The 15,819-nt window shown below is 53.7% G+C and carries 15 protein-coding genes; 8 read left to right on the top strand and 7 right to left on the bottom strand.

Annotated features, from left to right (window positions below; genetic code table 11):
* The coding region (locus ACTCIA_RS14355) for a 4-hydroxyphenylacetate 3-hydroxylase C-terminal domain-containing protein (protein ID WP_463002500.1) at positions 1 to 492 on the top strand (492 nt) is incomplete at its 5' end.
* A 56-nt stretch (positions 493 to 548) separates the two neighbouring features.
* Here the strand turns inward: ACTCIA_RS14355 and ACTCIA_RS14350 are convergent.
* Entirely contained in the window at positions 549 to 1,490 is a 942-nt protein-coding gene (locus ACTCIA_RS14350; protein WP_463002499.1) for an outer membrane beta-barrel protein, read from the bottom strand.
* A gap of 258 nt (positions 1,491 to 1,748) precedes the next feature.
* Between ACTCIA_RS14350 and ACTCIA_RS14345 the strand changes: the two genes are divergently transcribed.
* The 3 genes from ACTCIA_RS14345 to ACTCIA_RS14335 all read left to right on the top strand — a co-directional run bounded on the left by ACTCIA_RS14345 (position 1,749) and on the right by ACTCIA_RS14335 (position 5,487).
* Positions 1,749 to 2,498 carry a DUF72 domain-containing protein gene (locus ACTCIA_RS14345; protein ID WP_463002498.1) on the top strand — a complete coding sequence of 250 codons (750 nt, stop codon included), beginning with the start codon at positions 1,749 to 1,751 and terminating at the stop codon, positions 2,496 to 2,498.
* 234 nt (positions 2,499 to 2,732) lie between these two features.
* The gene (locus ACTCIA_RS14340; RefSeq protein WP_463002497.1) at positions 2,733 to 4,466 is read left to right on the top strand and encodes a PAS domain-containing protein; all 1,734 of its coding nucleotides are present in this window, start codon (positions 2,733 to 2,735) and stop codon (positions 4,464 to 4,466) included.
* Between the two features lie 46 nt (positions 4,467 to 4,512).
* Positions 4,513 to 5,487: a response regulator gene (locus ACTCIA_RS14335; RefSeq protein ID WP_463002496.1), complete on the top strand. Its 975-nt coding sequence runs from the start codon at positions 4,513 to 4,515 to the stop codon at positions 5,485 to 5,487.
* Here the strand turns inward: ACTCIA_RS14335 and ACTCIA_RS14330 are convergent.
* Positions 5,484 to 6,764 (bottom strand): B12-binding domain-containing radical SAM protein, encoded by a 1,281-nt coding sequence (locus ACTCIA_RS14330; RefSeq protein WP_463002495.1) that lies wholly within the window; start codon positions 6,762 to 6,764, stop codon positions 5,484 to 5,486. The two genes, ACTCIA_RS14335 and ACTCIA_RS14330, sit on opposite strands and share 4 nt — an antisense overlap.
* Positions 6,765 to 6,879: 115 nt before the next feature.
* Between ACTCIA_RS14330 and ACTCIA_RS14325 the strand changes: the two genes are divergently transcribed.
* Positions 6,880 to 7,407 carry a hypothetical protein gene (locus tag ACTCIA_RS14325; protein WP_463002494.1) on the top strand — a complete coding sequence of 176 codons (528 nt, stop codon included), beginning with the start codon at positions 6,880 to 6,882 and terminating at the stop codon, positions 7,405 to 7,407.
* Here ACTCIA_RS14325 and ACTCIA_RS14320 read toward each other — a convergent pair.
* Positions 7,394 to 9,115 carry an SLC13 family permease gene (locus ACTCIA_RS14320; RefSeq protein ID WP_463002493.1) on the bottom strand — a complete coding sequence of 574 codons (1,722 nt, stop codon included), beginning with the start codon at positions 9,113 to 9,115 and terminating at the stop codon, positions 7,394 to 7,396. The two genes, ACTCIA_RS14325 and ACTCIA_RS14320, sit on opposite strands and share 14 nt — an antisense overlap.
* Before the next feature lie 86 nt (positions 9,116 to 9,201).
* A complete protein-coding gene (locus ACTCIA_RS14315; protein WP_463002492.1) occupies positions 9,202 to 9,723 on the bottom strand; it encodes a universal stress protein in 522 nt (173 codons plus the stop codon).
* 250 nt (positions 9,724 to 9,973) lie between these two features.
* Between ACTCIA_RS14315 and ACTCIA_RS14310 the strand changes: the two genes are divergently transcribed.
* Together ACTCIA_RS14310 and ACTCIA_RS14305 are read left to right on the top strand one after the other, a co-directional pair.
* Positions 9,974 to 12,265 carry a PBP1A family penicillin-binding protein gene (locus tag ACTCIA_RS14310; protein ID WP_463002491.1) on the top strand — a complete coding sequence of 764 codons (2,292 nt, stop codon included), beginning with the start codon at positions 9,974 to 9,976 and terminating at the stop codon, positions 12,263 to 12,265.
* Positions 12,240 to 12,752 (top strand): tetratricopeptide repeat protein, encoded by a 513-nt coding sequence (locus ACTCIA_RS14305; protein ID WP_463002490.1) that lies wholly within the window; start codon positions 12,240 to 12,242, stop codon positions 12,750 to 12,752. The genes ACTCIA_RS14310 and ACTCIA_RS14305 overlap by 26 nt, the downstream gene beginning before the upstream one ends.
* A gap of 18 nt (positions 12,753 to 12,770) precedes the next feature.
* On the opposite strand, the gene ACTCIA_RS14300 is transcribed toward ACTCIA_RS14305, so the two are convergent.
* From ACTCIA_RS14300 to ACTCIA_RS14290, 3 genes are all read right to left on the bottom strand, one after another.
* The gene (locus tag ACTCIA_RS14300) at positions 12,771 to 13,478 is read right to left on the bottom strand and encodes a M48 family metallopeptidase (RefSeq protein WP_463002489.1); all 708 of its coding nucleotides are present in this window, start codon (positions 13,476 to 13,478) and stop codon (positions 12,771 to 12,773) included.
* A 51-nt stretch (positions 13,479 to 13,529) separates the two neighbouring features.
* Positions 13,530 to 13,874 (bottom strand): carboxymuconolactone decarboxylase family protein, encoded by a 345-nt coding sequence (locus ACTCIA_RS14295; protein WP_463002488.1) that lies wholly within the window; start codon positions 13,872 to 13,874, stop codon positions 13,530 to 13,532.
* 216 nt (positions 13,875 to 14,090) lie between these two features.
* The gene (locus tag ACTCIA_RS14290; RefSeq protein ID WP_463002487.1) at positions 14,091 to 14,534 is read right to left on the bottom strand and encodes a NifB/NifX family molybdenum-iron cluster-binding protein; all 444 of its coding nucleotides are present in this window, start codon (positions 14,532 to 14,534) and stop codon (positions 14,091 to 14,093) included.
* Between the two features lie 261 nt (positions 14,535 to 14,795).
* Between ACTCIA_RS14290 and ACTCIA_RS14285 the strand changes: the two genes are divergently transcribed.
* Positions 14,796 to 15,575, top strand: coding sequence for an SDR family NAD(P)-dependent oxidoreductase (locus tag ACTCIA_RS14285; protein WP_181552757.1), 780 nt, complete (start codon positions 14,796 to 14,798; stop codon positions 15,573 to 15,575).
* Positions 15,576 to 15,819 lie beyond the last annotated feature (244 nt).

The raw sequence follows: 15,819 nt of genomic DNA, 5'->3' as shown, positions 1-15,819 counted from the left end.
ATCATCAAGGTCACAGAGCTTGGCTATGCAGCCGGCTACACCGCCTCTGATTTTGGCAAACCCGAGGTCTATATCCCGGGCATGGGCCGTGCGCCTTACGGGCCGGGAAGCTGCATTCCCGATTCCATCTATGCCAATGTGGGCCGCTGCCTGACCGGGGAAGCCGTGTTTCACGAACAGGAAATGCTGTGCAACATCGCAGGGGGGTTTCCGTCCACGTTTCCGTATGAAAGCGATATCACCAATCCGGAATTAAAGCCGATTCTGGAAAAATACCTCAAGCGCAACCCCAACATACCCGTGGACGACCAGATCAAGTTCTGGCTGTATTTCATTGAGGCCACCTGCACGGGGGCGGCCGGCACCATGAACTACGGCAACTATCACGGCGGCGGATCACCCATTATGGAGCAGATTGCCATCACTTCCCAGTATGATATCAAGGAACGCAAGCGCCTTGTCCAGGAACTGGCGGGAATCAAGGTCCGGTAAGTTGTATACCCGGCATCCGGGATTTTTATTCCGGGTGCCGGGTATTTGATTTTGTATTAAAATTTTCCGTTTATGGCCAGGTCAAATTTATTTTCCGTGTATCGTCTTTTGGCCACGTTGCTGTCTTTTTGCCTGTAGGTATGACTGGCTTCCACGCTGAATTTTCGATCCCAGAAATAGGTGAGCCTGGGGCCCAAATCCAGGTATTGATCCGTTATATCAATGCCTTTGTAGTCATTGTTTTTGTATCTGACATTGACACCCGCCAACAGGTTTTCCAACACCTGGTGTTCCACCTGCGCCCGGGCATCAAATTCCCCCATACCCCTAGAGCCCGCCATGGCGGTTTCTTCGACAGAAGTTTCGGCCCTGGCCTGAAAGCATGTCGTCGGGGAGGGCTTCCAATCCAGGGACATGCCGCACCACAATCCGCTGATGTTGTTGAGATCCTCGCGTTCCCGGTTCATGTGCCCGCCCCATAGCTCGATTGAACCATCCAGGTTCAGCGGCAAAACAGTTTCAATGCCGACCCGCAAAGCCTCAGCCCCGCTGTTTTCTTCCTGCATGCGGCGGATCCTGATGCGGCCGGTCAAAAAAGATTTTCCTGTCAGTGCCATTCTGCCGTTTACGGAAACATGGCTGTTTATATCCGGTTCAGCGGATCGGGTGTTCAATATATCGCTGTTAAACCCGATATCAACGCCCAGAAAGTGCGCAGGCCCGCGGGAACGGATGGTCATCTCCGGTGTCATGACAATTGTCAGCTCAGAGGCGTTTTTACCGGGAGGGGTGTCAATGCGGCTGTTATCGCTGCAGTCCATGCCGAGGTTCATTTCGGGGGCAATGGTAAGGGCGCCGGTCCGGACTTCCGGCACGTTATAGCCGGAGCCCAGCCAGTAACTCAGGGGCTTTCCGCTTTGCGCCGCAGCAATGCAGGGCAGAGCGAAAAAAAGCAGAAACGTGAGTAAAAACCGGTACGCGCCGGATTTTGCTTTCATGACAAGACCAGTCGTTGCCTGTGGGCGCAAAGCGCCTTTTGGCTTTGCGCAGTGGATTCTCAGTTACCATTAATTGAATTCCTTTTTTTTGTCAAGATGCCGGTTTGACCGGTTTTTTGGATGCTTTGCCTTACAGGTTCCTGGTTTTTTGATGGCCGGTAAATGTTGACATTGGTGTGAAATCTCTTTAAATTGTTTATAATTCCGAGAAGTTAATTGTGTAATTGGCTTTTTTACTTAGCAACCAGGAGAAACGTTTTGACTGAAACAATGCCTGAACTGTTTGTCGGCACCAGCGGCTGGAATTACAAGGCATGGAAGGCGGATTTTTTTGCCGGGGTTGTGCAGAAAAAATGGCTTGAGCACTACACAAAATATTTTAACGCAGTGGAGGTCAATGCCACGTTTTACCGCCTGCTTCAGGAAAACATCATCAACAGCTGGAAAACCCGGACTCCGGATGATTTTTGCTTTGCCATCAAGGACAGCCGGTACACCACGCATACCAAGCGGTTAAAAGACCCTTTGCAGGCGGTGCAAAAGCAGAAAAACAACGTGCTGCCACTGCAGCACAAAATCCCGGCAGTGCTCTGGCAGCTGCCCGCCTCGTTTTCCGTGGACCTCGACAGGCTCAGGGGTTTTGCCGACGCCCTGCAATCCTGGCAGGAAGTCCGCCACGTGATGGAATTCCGGGATTCTTCATGGTTTGTGCCGGAGGTGGCCTCGCTTTTGGAAGACCGCGGCCTGGCCGTGTGCATTTCCGATTCCGCAGACTGGCCCCGCTGGGATGCGGTGAGCACGGACATGGTTTATGTTCGTCTCCACGGCCGCACCCGGACCTATCAGTCCGCCTACAGTGACGATGAACTCGCCCAATGGGCCCGAAAGGTGAAAACATGGCGCCATGAAGGCAGGATCGTGCATGTCTATTTTGACAACACCGACGGCCCGGCTGCACCCCAAAATGCCCTTCGCTTGAAAGAAATTTTTGATTCCGGCGGTTTGTGACCGGTTTGTCTTTTTTTTCGTCTTTTGTTTTGATGCGTTGTTTTGGCTCTGTGACCTCTGCTTCTGCAAAAGTGCGCGGAGCCATTGACCAGACGTCTCCACCCTGCCTGTAATTTCACGCGCACTTTATTTTTTGTCAAAACATCCGATAGGAGGATATGATGGAATGTCAATCAATACCAGAGAAAGCTTAATATATTGACACACGACGACATCCGCCGGAGGATTCATGAGATGAAGGTCAGACAGCTTGAAGCCGAGCTGCAGAACCGGGAGCTGCGCATTCGACTTGACGAATGCGGCAGCCGGACTGCACTTTTGACCACCATCATTGAAAACATGCTGGATCTGGTCTCTTTTGCAGACATGGAGGGAAACCTCAGGTTTGTGGGAAAATCTCATGAAATGTTTGGTTCTGACCCGGAGTCTTTGGTCGGGAAAAACGTGTTTGCTTTTGTACACCCTGATGATCTGCCCCGGGTGTTGCAGGCATACAAGGCGCTTGTGGGATCAGGCGAGCCGGCCGGAATCGAGTATCGCTTCAAATGCGCGGATGGATCTTACCTCTGGCTTGAGACCCGGGGTATTTGTTTAAAGGATCAAAACAGCGGTGCGCAGGGCGTTATATTCAGTTCAAGGGATGTTACCGAGCAACGGCAGACCCGGGATGCCCTGCAAAAAAGCGAGGAGAAATTTCGCTACCTGTTTGAAAAGGCAAAAGAGGGCATCCTGGTGGTCCGGGGCGAAGTCATTGAGTTTGTCAACCCCGCGGTTGAACGAATCCTGGGATATTCCGCAGCCAGGATTACCGCAGCACCCTTTACGGCCTTTATTCATCCCGCTGACCGGGAAACCATGCGCGATCTTCACCGCCGGGCCATGCAGGGCGAATTCAGGGAAAAACAACATGATTTCCGGGCGGTCACATCCGACGGGAGGGTGAAATGGCTCTGCATCCATGGACAGATTATTAACTGGGACGGCGCACCGGCAAACCTTTCCTTTCTCACTGATATCACTGAAAGCAAGCTGGCCCAGCAGCAATTAATGGAAAGTGAAAGGCGGTTTGCAAAGGCGTTTCGATCCAGCCCCGTCCCCCAGGTCATATCTGATATTGAAACAGGTGAATTCATTGATGTCAACGACCGCTGGGTAAACATGCTGGGCTACACAAAGGAACAGAGCATCGGCCGGAATTCAAAGGAGGTGGGCATCTGGGCGGATCCTGCTGAAAGGGACCGTATTGTGGAAAAGCTCAACAAACACGGATTTTTCAAGGATGAGCCTGTTGAGTTCAAAACAAAGCACGGCACGATTGTCCATGCCCTTTGGTCTGGCGAGGCCATTGCCCTGGATGACCGAACGGTCATGCTGTCCATGCTGTATGACAGAACCGAGCAAAAACAGATGGAAGATGCCCTGCGTGAAAGTGAGCAGCGCCTGAGCCTGGCACTGGATGCGGTCAGCGACGGCGTATGGGACTGGCGCACGGATATCAACGAGGTTTATCTCAGTCCGCGCTGGTACACGATGCTCGAATATGAGCCTTATGAGCTGCCGGAAACCTATGCGACATGGCGCCGGCTGCTGCACCCGGATGATCTGGAAAAAGCCGAGAGCGTCGTTCTCCGGCACCTGACATGGACTGCGCCTTTTGAACTCGAATTCCGGATGAAGACAAAGGAGGGCGGCTTTAAATGGATTCTGGACCGCGGCAGAACAGTGGAAAAAGACGCAGAGGGAAATGCCCGGCGCATGCTCGGCACCCATATTGATATTACCAAGCGCAAGCAGGCGGAACAGAATCAGGAAAAACTCCAGGCCCAGTTTTGCATCAAGCCCAGAAAATGGAATCCGTGGGCCGGCTGGCAGGCGGGGTGGCCCATGATTTCAACAACATGCTGTCGATCATCAACGGGTATGCGGAACTCTCCATTGATTTGCTCGAGTCCGGGGGCCGCTTTATGAAAACATCCGGGAAATTTACAATGCCGGCAGGCGCTCGGCTGACATTGTGCGGCAGCTTTTGGCGTTTGCGCGCAAACAGACCATCAGCCCCGTGCAGATGGACTTAAACGACACGGTTTCAGGCCTGCTGAAAATGCTGCAGCGATTGATCGGTGAAAATATAGATCTTTCCTGGCATCCGGGCGGCAGTTTGTGGCCGGTGAAAATCGATCCGTCCCAGATTGATCAGATCATGGCCAATCTGGCGGTCAATGCAAGGGATGCCATATCCGATGTGGGCAAAATGACCATAGAGACGAGAAATGTGGTCATTGGTCAGGATCACTGCCGGGTGTATCCATATTTTGTCTCTGGTGAGTATGTCATGCTGGCAGTCAGTGACAACGGCTGCGGCATGGAAAAGGAAGTTCAAAAAAATCTGTTTGAGCCGTTTTATACCACCAAGGAGACAGGCAAGGGCACCGGCCTGGGCCTGTCCACAATTTACGGGATTGTCAAGCAGAACAACGGTTTTATAAATGTCTACAGCGAGCCCGGGCAGGGCAGCGCCTTTAAAATATACCTGCCCCGCCATGAAACCGAAGAGTCGAATCCGGGGGCATCAGCGAAATCCCATGAACAAATGCCTACAGGTTCGGAAACCATACTGATTGTCGAGGATGAAGCCGCCATTGTCCACCTGACCCGGGGAATGCTCGAAAAGCTGGGTTATTCAGTGATAACGGCCCGGAAACCCGAGGATGCATTGCAGCTGGCCGCAAGCCATGAGGGCCGGATTGATCTGTTGATCACGGATGTGGTCATGCCGGAGATGAACGGCCGGGACCTGTCCGCCAGGCTGTCGGTGAACAATCCGGCACTTCAAACCCTTTTCATGTCCGGCTATACCGCCGATCTCATCGCCCATCACGGGGTTCTGGACAAGGGTGTGCAATTTATTGAAAAACCCTTTTCCCACAAGGATCTGGCAGCAAAGGTGCGCCAGGCCCTTGGGCAGCAAAACCAGCAGGGCGGCCATTAATTCACCCACCCGGTATTTCGGGAAACGGCTTCTTTGATTGCATCCTGCAGCCATCCGTCCAGGCCGGGTTCAAGATAAAACACGGGATTGAGAAGGCTGGCATCCGGGGTAATGAATCCTTTTTCCCGGGCGAGGCCGGCCAGCGGGGTGGCGGGGTAAATGCGAATGCCGGCGGTGAGCTTGACGGCTTCGAGTTCAAGGGATTCTGCAAATGCAATGCTTTGCCTGACACTCTGACGGGTTTCGCCCGGTCCGCCAAGCAGCAGAAAGCCCATTCGTTCAATGCCATGCCGGTAAAGGATCTCCGATGCCCGGCGGATTTCTTTTTTGCCGTATTTTTTGTTCATGGCCCAAAGCACCTGTTCATCCGCGCTTTCAAAACCAAGGCTCACAGAGCGGCATCCGGCCCGGGCCATTTTTTCAGCCAGGGTCTCGTGGAGGCCGGCGGGATAAATGATCCCCTGCCAGGTGATATCAAGTCCCGCTTCCGCGATTCGGTCGCACAGGGCAGCGGCATAAGAGCCGGGCAGGTTGAATGTGTTGTCCACGAAAAAAAAGCGATCAAATCCGCTTTCTGAAAACCGCCGCAGATTGTTTACGGCGGTTTCGGGCGCATGGCTGCGCATATGCCGGCCCTCGATGGCCGGGGTGGAACAGTAGCTGCAGTTCATGGCACAGCCCCGGCGGGTCTGAAAGGGCACCATGAGTTCATGGTCCTCTCCGTAAGGGCCTGTGCTGAGATGAACGCCGGGCTCCGGCATGGGATAGGCATCCATCTGCGGGTTTCGAAAAGGGGGTGCCGCAAGGCCTTTGCCGGGCCTCCAGAGCCCGTTTAACCCGTCCAATGGGGCATTTTTTTCCATGCGCCCAAGCAATTCACACATGGCCCATTCCCCTTCCCCCTGGATGCCGAAATCCGCGCCCAGGCAATCAAGGGCGGATTCGGGAAATATGCTGTAGCCCGCTCCGCCCAGAACAATGGGAGCACTCGAGCGCATGCGGCACTCTTCGATCACCGGTTCTACCCGGGACAGGAGAAAATTGGGTGCGTCCCTGTTCTGGTCATCGATGTTTCTAACTGAAATGCCGATGACATCCGGCACAAACGCTTCAATGGCCGGCACCAGCAGTCGGTCCACATGCCGGGGTTCCATGAGGTTGACCACACGGATATCATGACCGCTGTACTCGACGGCTGCGGATACGCAGGCCAGTCCCAGCGGCAGAACCGGTATGCTGACCTGCTCGGTGTTGGCGGAAATCATTAATACGCGCATGCGCTCTTTCTTTTGCCCTGGGAGGTGAAAGCCTTTTGACGGACCAGATGCATATGGTAACTATAATATAAACAGACGATGCGTCCAAACAACATTTTCAACGAAAGAATCCCGCATGAACGAATTAACCCAATCTGCCGCCAGTGTACCGTCCTGGCTGCCCGCATGGCTTGAAAGCACCTGGCGCCTGCTGGGTGCGTATCCCTTTCTCCTGGCCCTGATGATTTTGTTGGTGGGCCTGTCGCTGGCGTTTTTGGTGCCGCGCTTTATCCTCTATTGGGGGCTTCGAATTGCGGACCGGGCCAACGCGGAGTTGACGGGAAAGCTGCTCCGGGTGGGCGCCCGGGTGGCCGGGCTATTGGTGGGCTATATCAGTCTGGTGACCGCTTTGCACACCCTTGCGCTGAGAGAATTTGCCACCAGCATCATAATCCGGGTGCTGCTGAGTTTGCTTGTCCTGCAGTTGATGCGTGCAAGCCTGCAGGCCAGCCGCATCGTCCTTGAAATGTTTGGCAAAATCCGCGACCGCTTTGCCATTGTGGAAGAGCGGACCGTTCCCCTGTTTGACCTGATGATGATTGAAATCCCCTTTCCCCAGCGGGATCTGTGGGTCAGAAAAGTCCCGGATCCTATGCCCAGATAGGCACGCGCATCAAGTCGATACCCCAGACCCATGCCAGGTAGTACATGGTCACCACGGTAATGACGATGATGCCGAACAGGTTCATGAAAACCCCGGCCCTGGCCATCTGGGGTATGGTTATATAGCCGCTGGCAAAAACAATGGCGTTGGGCGGTGTTGCCACCGGCAGCATGAAGGCAAACGAGCACGACAGCGCCGCGGTTGCCATCAGCGCATAGGGATGCATGCCCATGGCTATGGCCATGGCCGCCATAACCGGCATCAGCATGGTCGATGTCGCGGTATTGGAGGTGATTTCCGTTAGAAATATGGCCATGGTCACCACTGCGCAGACAATGAGCAGCATTGGCGCCTCTTCCAAAACCTTGAGCCGCATGGCAATCCATTCGGCAAGCCCGGTTTCGGAAAATCCCCCGGCAATGGCAAACCCGCCGCCGAAAAGAATGAGAATTCCCCAGGGCATCCGGCTCATTGTTGCCCAGTCCAGAAGGAAACGTCCCTTTTTGAGGTCAACCGGCCATGCAAAAAGCACCATCGCCCCGAGTATGGCAATTGTGGCATCGCTCATGCCCGGAAATATATCCGAAAGCAGAAACCCCCGGATCAGCCACAGAAACGCAACCGAGACAAACACAATGAGCACGTGCAGCTCTTCTTTGCCGATCCGTCCGAGCTGCCCGAGTTCCCTGCGGATGAGGTCCTGCCCGCCCGGAAGTTCTTTGAATTTGATTTTAAAGGCAAAATTGGTCAGATAGTACCAGCAGAAAAGAAGCGATATTGCGGATAGGGGCACACCGTAGGTCATCCACTGTCCGAAGCCGATTTCCTGATTGTACATTTCCTTGACCACGCCTGCAAACACGGCATTGGGAGGCGTGCCGATCAGGGTTGCGACCCCTCCGATGGAGGCGGAATAGGCGATGCCCAGCATAAGTGCGGTGCCGAATGCGAATTTGCCAAGAGAGACGTTGACATCCAGTTGTTCTTTTTTTATCAGCACGGCAAACTGTTGAATAACGGCAAGCCCGATGGGCACCATCATCATGGTGGTGGCGGTATTGGATATCCACATGGAAAGAAAGGCCGTGGCCGTCATGAATCCGAGTATGATCCGTTTGGGCCCGCAGCCGATCATCAGTATGATGTTTAATGCAATGCGCCGGTGAAGATTCCATTTTTCCATGGAAAGGGCGATCATAAAGCCGCCCATGAAAAGAAACACCAGGTGATTGGCGTAAGAAGGCGTAACACTGGAGGTATTCATGGCCCCGGTCACCGGAAACAGTACAATGGGCAGCAAAGCCGTGGCCGGTATGGGTATGGCCTCGCTTATCCACCATACGGCAATCCATGCAGTGCTTGCCAGTACGGCATGGGCTTCGGGGGTCATGCCCTCGGGGGTGGACATCAGAAAAATTGCCAAAAATAGCAAAGGCCCGGCAAGCAGCCCGATTTTCTGCCGGGCGCTGTAATGGGTATAATCGCCCGGGTCCTCGCCGCCGTCTCCCCCGTCTCCTGTGGAATCGCCTCGGCTGCCGGCCGGAAGCACGTCTTCGGAAAAATCCGTCTCTTGTTTTTCCGGCCCGTTGTCTGCCGTTGTGCTCAGAAACGTTGTGGGAAAACGAAAGGCAAACATGTTCTTGGTTTGCACGTGCAAATGCCACAGGTAAGACCAAAAATTGTTTACAGATCCGGTGAAGCTCTCCATTGTGAACGTCCTTTGCTTAAAAGCTGCCAAATTTTGTTTTTTTAAACGCAAATCAGAAGGGGGCCGGCTGAAGCGACCCTGCTGCATCACTGGTCTATGGGAACGGCCACCACGGGGATTTTTGATTCCGACAGAACCTTGTGTGTTGTGGTTCCAAGAAGGTTCTGCAGCAGGCCGTGTCCGTGGGCGCCCATTACAATGAGGCCGCAGTTTTTTTCTTTTGCGGTTTCTATGATTTTTTCAACAGGGCTGCCGAACAAAACAATCACCTCGTCGCTTGCGGCGGGCTCGCCGTATTGGCCGTCTTTGGCATTTTCCGAAAATTGGGTCAGCGCCTCGCGAACGATCCGGTTGTCCCGGCTTTTGCCGCTGAGTGTCTCCCGGGTGTCCCGGATATACTTTTCCTTGATGTCCTTCCACTGGTCCTGCCGCAGCAGGTTTTTGAGCGAAGGCTCGATGGCCGGATAATCCTCGATTACGTGAAGGATGATCAGCCTTGCATTATATACGGTTGCAAGACTGGCTGCATAGGAAAAGGCATGCAGGGCGGTATCTGACAGATCAGTAGTGTAGAGAATGGTTTTTACGTCGATGTTTTTGATTTCCATGGGCCGGCTCTCCTGCTTGCTTTTGGGGTTAACGCAAATCTCGCCCTTTTTATCATACATATCAATTGGATCCAACTTTATTCCCGCTCTTTATTTATTGCTATTGATCGGGGCTTGCTTGTTGTCTCCATGTTTCCTACTATATTTATCTCTGTGCGACGCGTTTTCAAATTTTTACTTTCCTTTTTCCGGATTTTCGTAAATAATCCGGCGGAAAAAAACGATTTCACCCTATATTGCAATGGCTTCAATGTTAAAAAAATTGTTTTTGGGCTTCGGCCTGTTGATGATCCTGATTCTGATGTTCTCCCTTGGCTATTGCTGGTACCTGTCCGGGCAGATTGAAGAAAGATTCTCCGGGCGGAGATGGGCCATTCCTTCAACCATTTATTCCGACACCACAATGCTTTTTCCGGGCATGCAGGTGGATACTGCTGCGCTTGAGAAAAAATTGCGGAAACTCGGATATCAGGAAAAAGCTGAAAGCCTGAAAAAAAAGGGTGAGTACCGGTTCACCGGCTCCGGCCTGGAAATTTATTTCCAGGATCTGCAGATGCCGGAGAAAAATCGCCGGGGTTTTTCTGCTGTCCTTGAAATCAAGCAGGGCCGGATTCGTCAAATCCGCCGCGCCGACACGAACAAAAACCTGCCGCTGGTGGAACTGGGCCCGGAAGTCCTGATGGAATTTTTCGGAAAAGAGCGGGAACTGCGGCGGGTGGTATCCATTGACAATATTCCCGGCCATCTTGCAGACGCGGTTGTGGCGGCTGAAGACAACCGGTTTTACACGCATTTCGGCATTGACCCGGTGAGCATCCTCCGGGCCATGTATACCAATATTCGTCATTTCTCCATACGCCAGGGCGGATCCACCCTGACCCAGCAGCTGGCCAAGAATTATTTTCTCACCCACGAGCGAACGTTTCGGCGCAAGTTTCATGAACTTTTTATCACCCTGGCCATTGAGGCCAACTACAACAAGGACGAAATCCTTGAAATCTATTTAAACGAGATTTATCTGGGCCAGAAAGGATCGGCCTCGATTAACGGCGTGGGAGAGGCGGCTTATTTTTATTTCGGCAAAAAAGTGGAAAACCTCACCCTGGCCGAATCCGCTTTGATTGCCGGAATTATCAAAAGCCCCAATCTTCTTTCCCCCTACACCCATCTTGATGAATGCAAAAACCGGCGGAACCAGGTGCTTGAGGCCATGCACGATCTGGGGTTTATCACCGAGGCGCAGCTGGAAAAAGCTCTGGACGCACCTATCAGCACCGCCGGGTTTGAGAAGTACAGTCGTCAGGCCCCGTATTTTCTGGATTATGTGTCCCGGCAGCTAAATGAACTCTACACCAAAGACATCCTTTCCAGCATGGGCTTTTCCATCTACACCACCCTGGACACCGGGGTTCAGGCGGCGGCTGAAAAAGCCCTTGAAAAGGGTTTGGCCCGGCTGGAAAAATCCATTCCCGCCCTTGTGCGACAGGCCCCTGAAAAAAAGCTCCAGGGTGCCGTGGTGGTGATTCAGCCCAGGACCGGCAACATCCTGGCCATGGCCGGGGGGCGCAATTATGCCGAAACCCAGTTCAACCGGGTCACCCGGGCACGTCGGCAGCCCGGAAGCTGTTTTAAGCCCATTGCCGTCTCCGCCCTGCTTGACCGGTTTAAGCCGTCGGATCTGCTGTCCAATGAAAGAACCACTTACATGGTTGACGGCAAGCCGTGGACCCCGGAGAATTTCGGTGATATTCCGGGAAAACGGATTTCTGTGCGCGACATGATCAAACACTCATGCAACCGGGCGGCCGTGGACATGGTGGTTCGGGGCGGGCCGGAAAAGGTGGTGGCGCAGGCGGAAAAATTTGACTTTTCGGGACGGATGCAGCCTTATCCGTCCATTGCCCTGGGGTCCTTTGAGGTCACTCCCCTGGAGCTGGCAAGGGCCTATTGCGCGTTTGCCGCAGACGGAGTCCAGCCCTTTGCCCTTTCGGTCCGGGATGTGGCCGATGAAGCGGACAATATCCTGGTTCAGCGGCACATGGACATCAATGCCGTAATGTCACCGGCCAAAGCCTTTCTCGTGACTTCCATGCTTCAGTCCGTTGTCAAGGGCGGCACCGCAAGCGCCCTTGGAAAAATGGGAGTGGATTTTCCCCTGGCCGGCAAAACCGGGACCACCAACGGCTACCGGGATGCCTGGTTTATCGGTTACACGCCGGATTTTCTGGCATTGGTATGGGTGGGCTTTGACAACGGGGATCCGGTGATGACAACGGGCTCAGGGGCCGCACTGCCCATTTTTGCAGACCTGGTCAAAGCCATGCCCGGCTATGTTTCCGGCAAGCCCTTTGCCAGGCCGCCGGGTGTGGTAAAAAAGAAAGTGTGCCGGCAAACCGGGCAGCTGGCAGAATCCATGCAATGCCCGGAAAAATATGAGGAATATTTCCTGGAGACCAACCAGCCGGAAAAACCATGTCAGATTCACAAACCCGACAATGTACTGAAAAGGACTTTAGATGGTTTCTCAAATATTTTCCGATAAGTCTCTGCTGGCCCGGCCCGCCGTCTGTATCCTGCTTATGGCCGGGATGATGATGTTATCCGCCTGTGCCGGGCTCCAGCCGGGGCCTGACAGACCGGGGCAAACCCGCAGCCCGGCTCCTGAAACACCTGTTGACGAAACCATTGATGCGCCTGCTCCCGAAATCGAGGATAAGCCCGATGATTCGGGGGAGGGTAAAGATTACCGCATGGCGGCATCCCAGGACCTGACCCGCCGGGGACAAGAACTGATTCAAAAAAAGAAATATGACAGGGCCATTCGCGTTCTTGAACGGGCCGTGGGCATCCATCCCGGCGACGGCCGGGCGTATTTCTTTCTTGCCCGGGCCTGGCTGGGGAAAAAGGACCTGAACCGGGCCGCCCGGTTCAACAAGATGGCCATTTTGTATCTCAGAGACGATCCGGCCTGGCAAAGGCGGGCCCGGGATCAGAAGGAAAAAATCCGGGACATGGAAAATACGCGGTGATATGGCCTTCCGCCAGGTTCAATCCCTTTGCCCCGTCCGGGCCATGGGCCATTGGTCCAGTTCATCGCGACTCGGCCGCCAATCCGGCAGAAACCGATCCATCAGGGCGTAGAACCGTTTTGTATGGTTTTGTTCCAGCAAGTGCGTCATTTCGTGGACCACTACATATTCCAGGCAGGATGCCGGTTTTTTGATCAGTTCCAGGTTGAGCCAGATGCTCTTTTTTTCGATATTGCAGCTTCCCCAGCGGGTTTTCATGCGCCGGATCCGGGCTTCGGCCACCCGGACACCAATAATGGGCTCCCATTTTTGCACAAGATCCGGGATCTGTTGGCGCAGCTGTTTGCGATACCAGTTTTCCAGAATCCGCAGCCGGCCGGCCGCGTGGGTTTGCGGCGGCACCTGGAGTTCCAGTGTGGCCGCATCAGCCAGAAACGCCCGGCTGCGGCCGTGCCGTTCAACCAGCTTGAGGTGCAGGGCCCGCCCCTGGAAATAATGAATTTCCCCGGTGACCGCTTCCGGGACAGGCGCTTGCTCCTGTTTGGCAAAATTCTGCTGTTTCTCCCGGATCCAGGGCAGCCGGGCGGCAATGGCTGCGCGCACGGCATGGTCGGCCATCTGCAGCGGAGCCGAAACCCGCACTTTGCCGTCCGGGGGATAGACCCGGATATTGACGTTTTTGACGTTTTTGCGGAAAACCGCCACCGGGATTTCTGCGATTTCCATGGTTGTTTTTCGTTTCCCGCTGTTTTGAAGTTTTGCCCCCATGCGGCTTGTTTACAGCATTTCGAGTTCGTCGAGCAACTGGATAACCCGCAGGGATTCGGCCACCCCGGTGGTGCCTCTCATGCTGGTGACCACCGCCAGAGTCTCCAGCATTTCTTCCTTGGTTGCCCCTTTATCCAGGGCGCCCATGGCCTGGCCCAGAACGCAGTTTCTGCACCCGGCGCCGAGGGCCACGGCCATGGCCATGAGCCGCTTGGTTTTGGTGTCAATGGCCCCGTCCTTGTAGGCCTCGTCCATCTGGGCCTTGATCTGTTTTGCAGTCTCCGGCATGACTTCAGCAAACCGGCCGAGGTTTTTTGCGCGGTTCTTGTTGAGCGCCACCTGACTTTCCGACATATGCTTTTCTCCTTTTTTACTGATGATTCAAAAGAAACCCTGCATATTTGTTGCTTATGGCTGTCCCAAAGTCAAGGCAGTTTTGGGTGAATCGTTTTGTAAATACCGTCAAAGATAGTGCCGGCCCATAAAAAGCCACCCGGGGTATGACGTTGAACATACCCCGGGTGCATACCATTATTTTGAAGCATCCGGCAAGGCTCGGATTGATTATGTTTACCCCATTCCGCCCTTGCCGCTGCCTTTTCCCCGGCCGCCCTGGCCCGGGCCCTTGCCTTTGCCGCCGCCACCCATGCCCTGGCCGCCGCCGGGCCGGCCGGTTGCCGTGGATACGGGAGAAAGCGCATTGCGCTGCCAGGCATCAATGGCCTCATGGACCGTGGCTGCCGAGCTGCTGAAAATCTGCATTCGGCTCTGGCTCAGGGCCTCCATGGCCTTGGGACCGATTTTTCCGGAAATGAGCACATCCACACCGGCATTGCTCACCATTTGAGCGGTTTGAATGCCCGCGCCCTGGGCCAGGTTCTGCTGCCGGGAATTGTCCAGAAATGACGTGTTTTGTGTGTCTGTGTCAAATACAACAAAGCCCGCGCATCGGCCAAAACTGGGATCCATCCCGTCTTTCAGGGATTGTCCTTTGGAACTGACTGCGATTTTCATGGCTGTATCTCCTTTGGAAATAAGATTGTTTATTATGAGCATAATCCCATAATCCGTTTGAGACAAGAGAAATTTTACAAACAGCCCGAAAGGGCCTGCCATTGGTTTTTCATCCCCATTTTTGCTGTACAAAAAAATTGAATACCGGTACCGTGTCCAAATCCCGGTGAATACGGAATCCGGATTTTAGACGGGCAGGGGGTTGCATATAATCTGAACCTTCGAAAACAGTAGGAAAAATAAAAGGAAAGGAATTTGCCAATGGAGCAGTCCGCATTTTCTCTGGATGGAAAGGTGGCATTAATTACCGGCGGCAGCCGCGGAATCGGCAGGGCAACAGCCGTTGCTTTCGCCAAAGCCGGTGCAGACGTAATCGTGACCAGCCGGAAAATATCGGATCTGGAAGAGGTGGCTGCAGAGGTGGAAAAACATGGCCGGCGATCTTTGGCCGTGGCCGCGCATGTGGGGCGGATGGATCAGATCCGGGACCTGGTTGAAAAAGTTGTGGCGGAGTTCGGCCGAATCGACATCCTGGTCAACAATGCCGGAACCAGCATTGCCGCCATGGCCATTGACGTGGAGGAAAAGGCCTGGGATGCGCTGATGAATATCAATCTCAAGGGTGCTTTTTTTCTGAGCCAGGCAGTGGCCGGGATTATGAAGGAAAAGGGCGGGGGGACGATTATAAACGTCTCCTCGATCAACGGTTTCAGCCCTGCGGTTCCCACCTGCACCTATGCCATCAGCAAAGCCGCCCTGGTTATGGCCACAAAGGCGCTGGCCAAGGAGTGGGCGGACTTTAATATCCGGGTCAATGCCGTTGCTCCCGGTGCGGTGGAAACCCGCCTGCTCAATGCCATCTGGCATGACAAAAGCGAGGATGAGGCAAGGCAGGTCAAGGCATCCTTATCCGAAAGCATCCCCCTTAAAAGAATCGGCGAGCCGGATGAAATCGCAAATGTCATGATTTTTCTGGCATCCGGGGCATCAAGCTATGTGACCGGCCAAACCATTATCGCCGACGGCGGGGCCTTGATATAAAGGGCCAACGCAAAATCCCCGGATGCTGAAATGCTCTGTTCAGGTCCCAATTTAAGCCGGCCATACATTCACAAGCCCGGATTTAATGCATGGCGCAAAACGTCATCAGTGCATCATCATGACAAATTGAAGTAATGCGCCGGCTTATTTAGTGCCTGTCCAATAAAAGAAAACTCATTAAAATAATTAAGAAAAATTAAAAATCAGGCTTGCGAAAGTTTTTCATTTATGATATAGGTGCTTA

Source organism: Desulfosalsimonas sp. (assembly GCF_055149105.1).
This window is presented reverse-complemented; position numbering and strand designations above follow the sequence as displayed.

Coding starts and splice junctions, on each gene's coding strand:
- ACTCIA_RS14350 (WP_463002499.1), bottom strand. CDS start 1,490: ATGAAAGCAAAATCCGGCGCGTACCGGTTTTTACTCACGTTTCTGCTT.
- ACTCIA_RS14340 (WP_463002497.1), top strand. CDS start 2,733: ATGAAGGTCAGACAGCTTGAAGCCGAGCTGCAGAACCGGGAGCTGCGC.
- ACTCIA_RS14330 (WP_463002495.1), bottom strand. CDS start 6,764: ATGCGCGTATTAATGATTTCCGCCAACACCGAGCAGGTCAGCATACCG.
- ACTCIA_RS14325 (WP_463002494.1), top strand. CDS start 6,880: ATGAACGAATTAACCCAATCTGCCGCCAGTGTACCGTCCTGGCTGCCC.
- ACTCIA_RS14320 (WP_463002493.1), bottom strand. CDS start 9,115: ATGGAGAGCTTCACCGGATCTGTAAACAATTTTTGGTCTTACCTGTGG.
- ACTCIA_RS14315 (WP_463002492.1), bottom strand. CDS start 9,723: ATGGAAATCAAAAACATCGACGTAAAAACCATTCTCTACACTACTGAT.
- ACTCIA_RS14310 (WP_463002491.1), top strand. CDS start 9,974: ATGTTAAAAAAATTGTTTTTGGGCTTCGGCCTGTTGATGATCCTGATT.
- ACTCIA_RS14305 (WP_463002490.1), top strand. CDS start 12,240: ATGGTTTCTCAAATATTTTCCGATAAGTCTCTGCTGGCCCGGCCCGCC.
- ACTCIA_RS14300 (WP_463002489.1), bottom strand. CDS start 13,478: ATGGAAATCGCAGAAATCCCGGTGGCGGTTTTCCGCAAAAACGTCAAA.
- ACTCIA_RS14295 (WP_463002488.1), bottom strand. CDS start 13,874: ATGTCGGAAAGTCAGGTGGCGCTCAACAAGAACCGCGCAAAAAACCTC.
- ACTCIA_RS14290 (WP_463002487.1), bottom strand. CDS start 14,534: ATGAAAATCGCAGTCAGTTCCAAAGGACAATCCCTGAAAGACGGGATG.
- ACTCIA_RS14285 (WP_181552757.1), top strand. CDS start 14,796: ATGGAGCAGTCCGCATTTTCTCTGGATGGAAAGGTGGCATTAATTACC.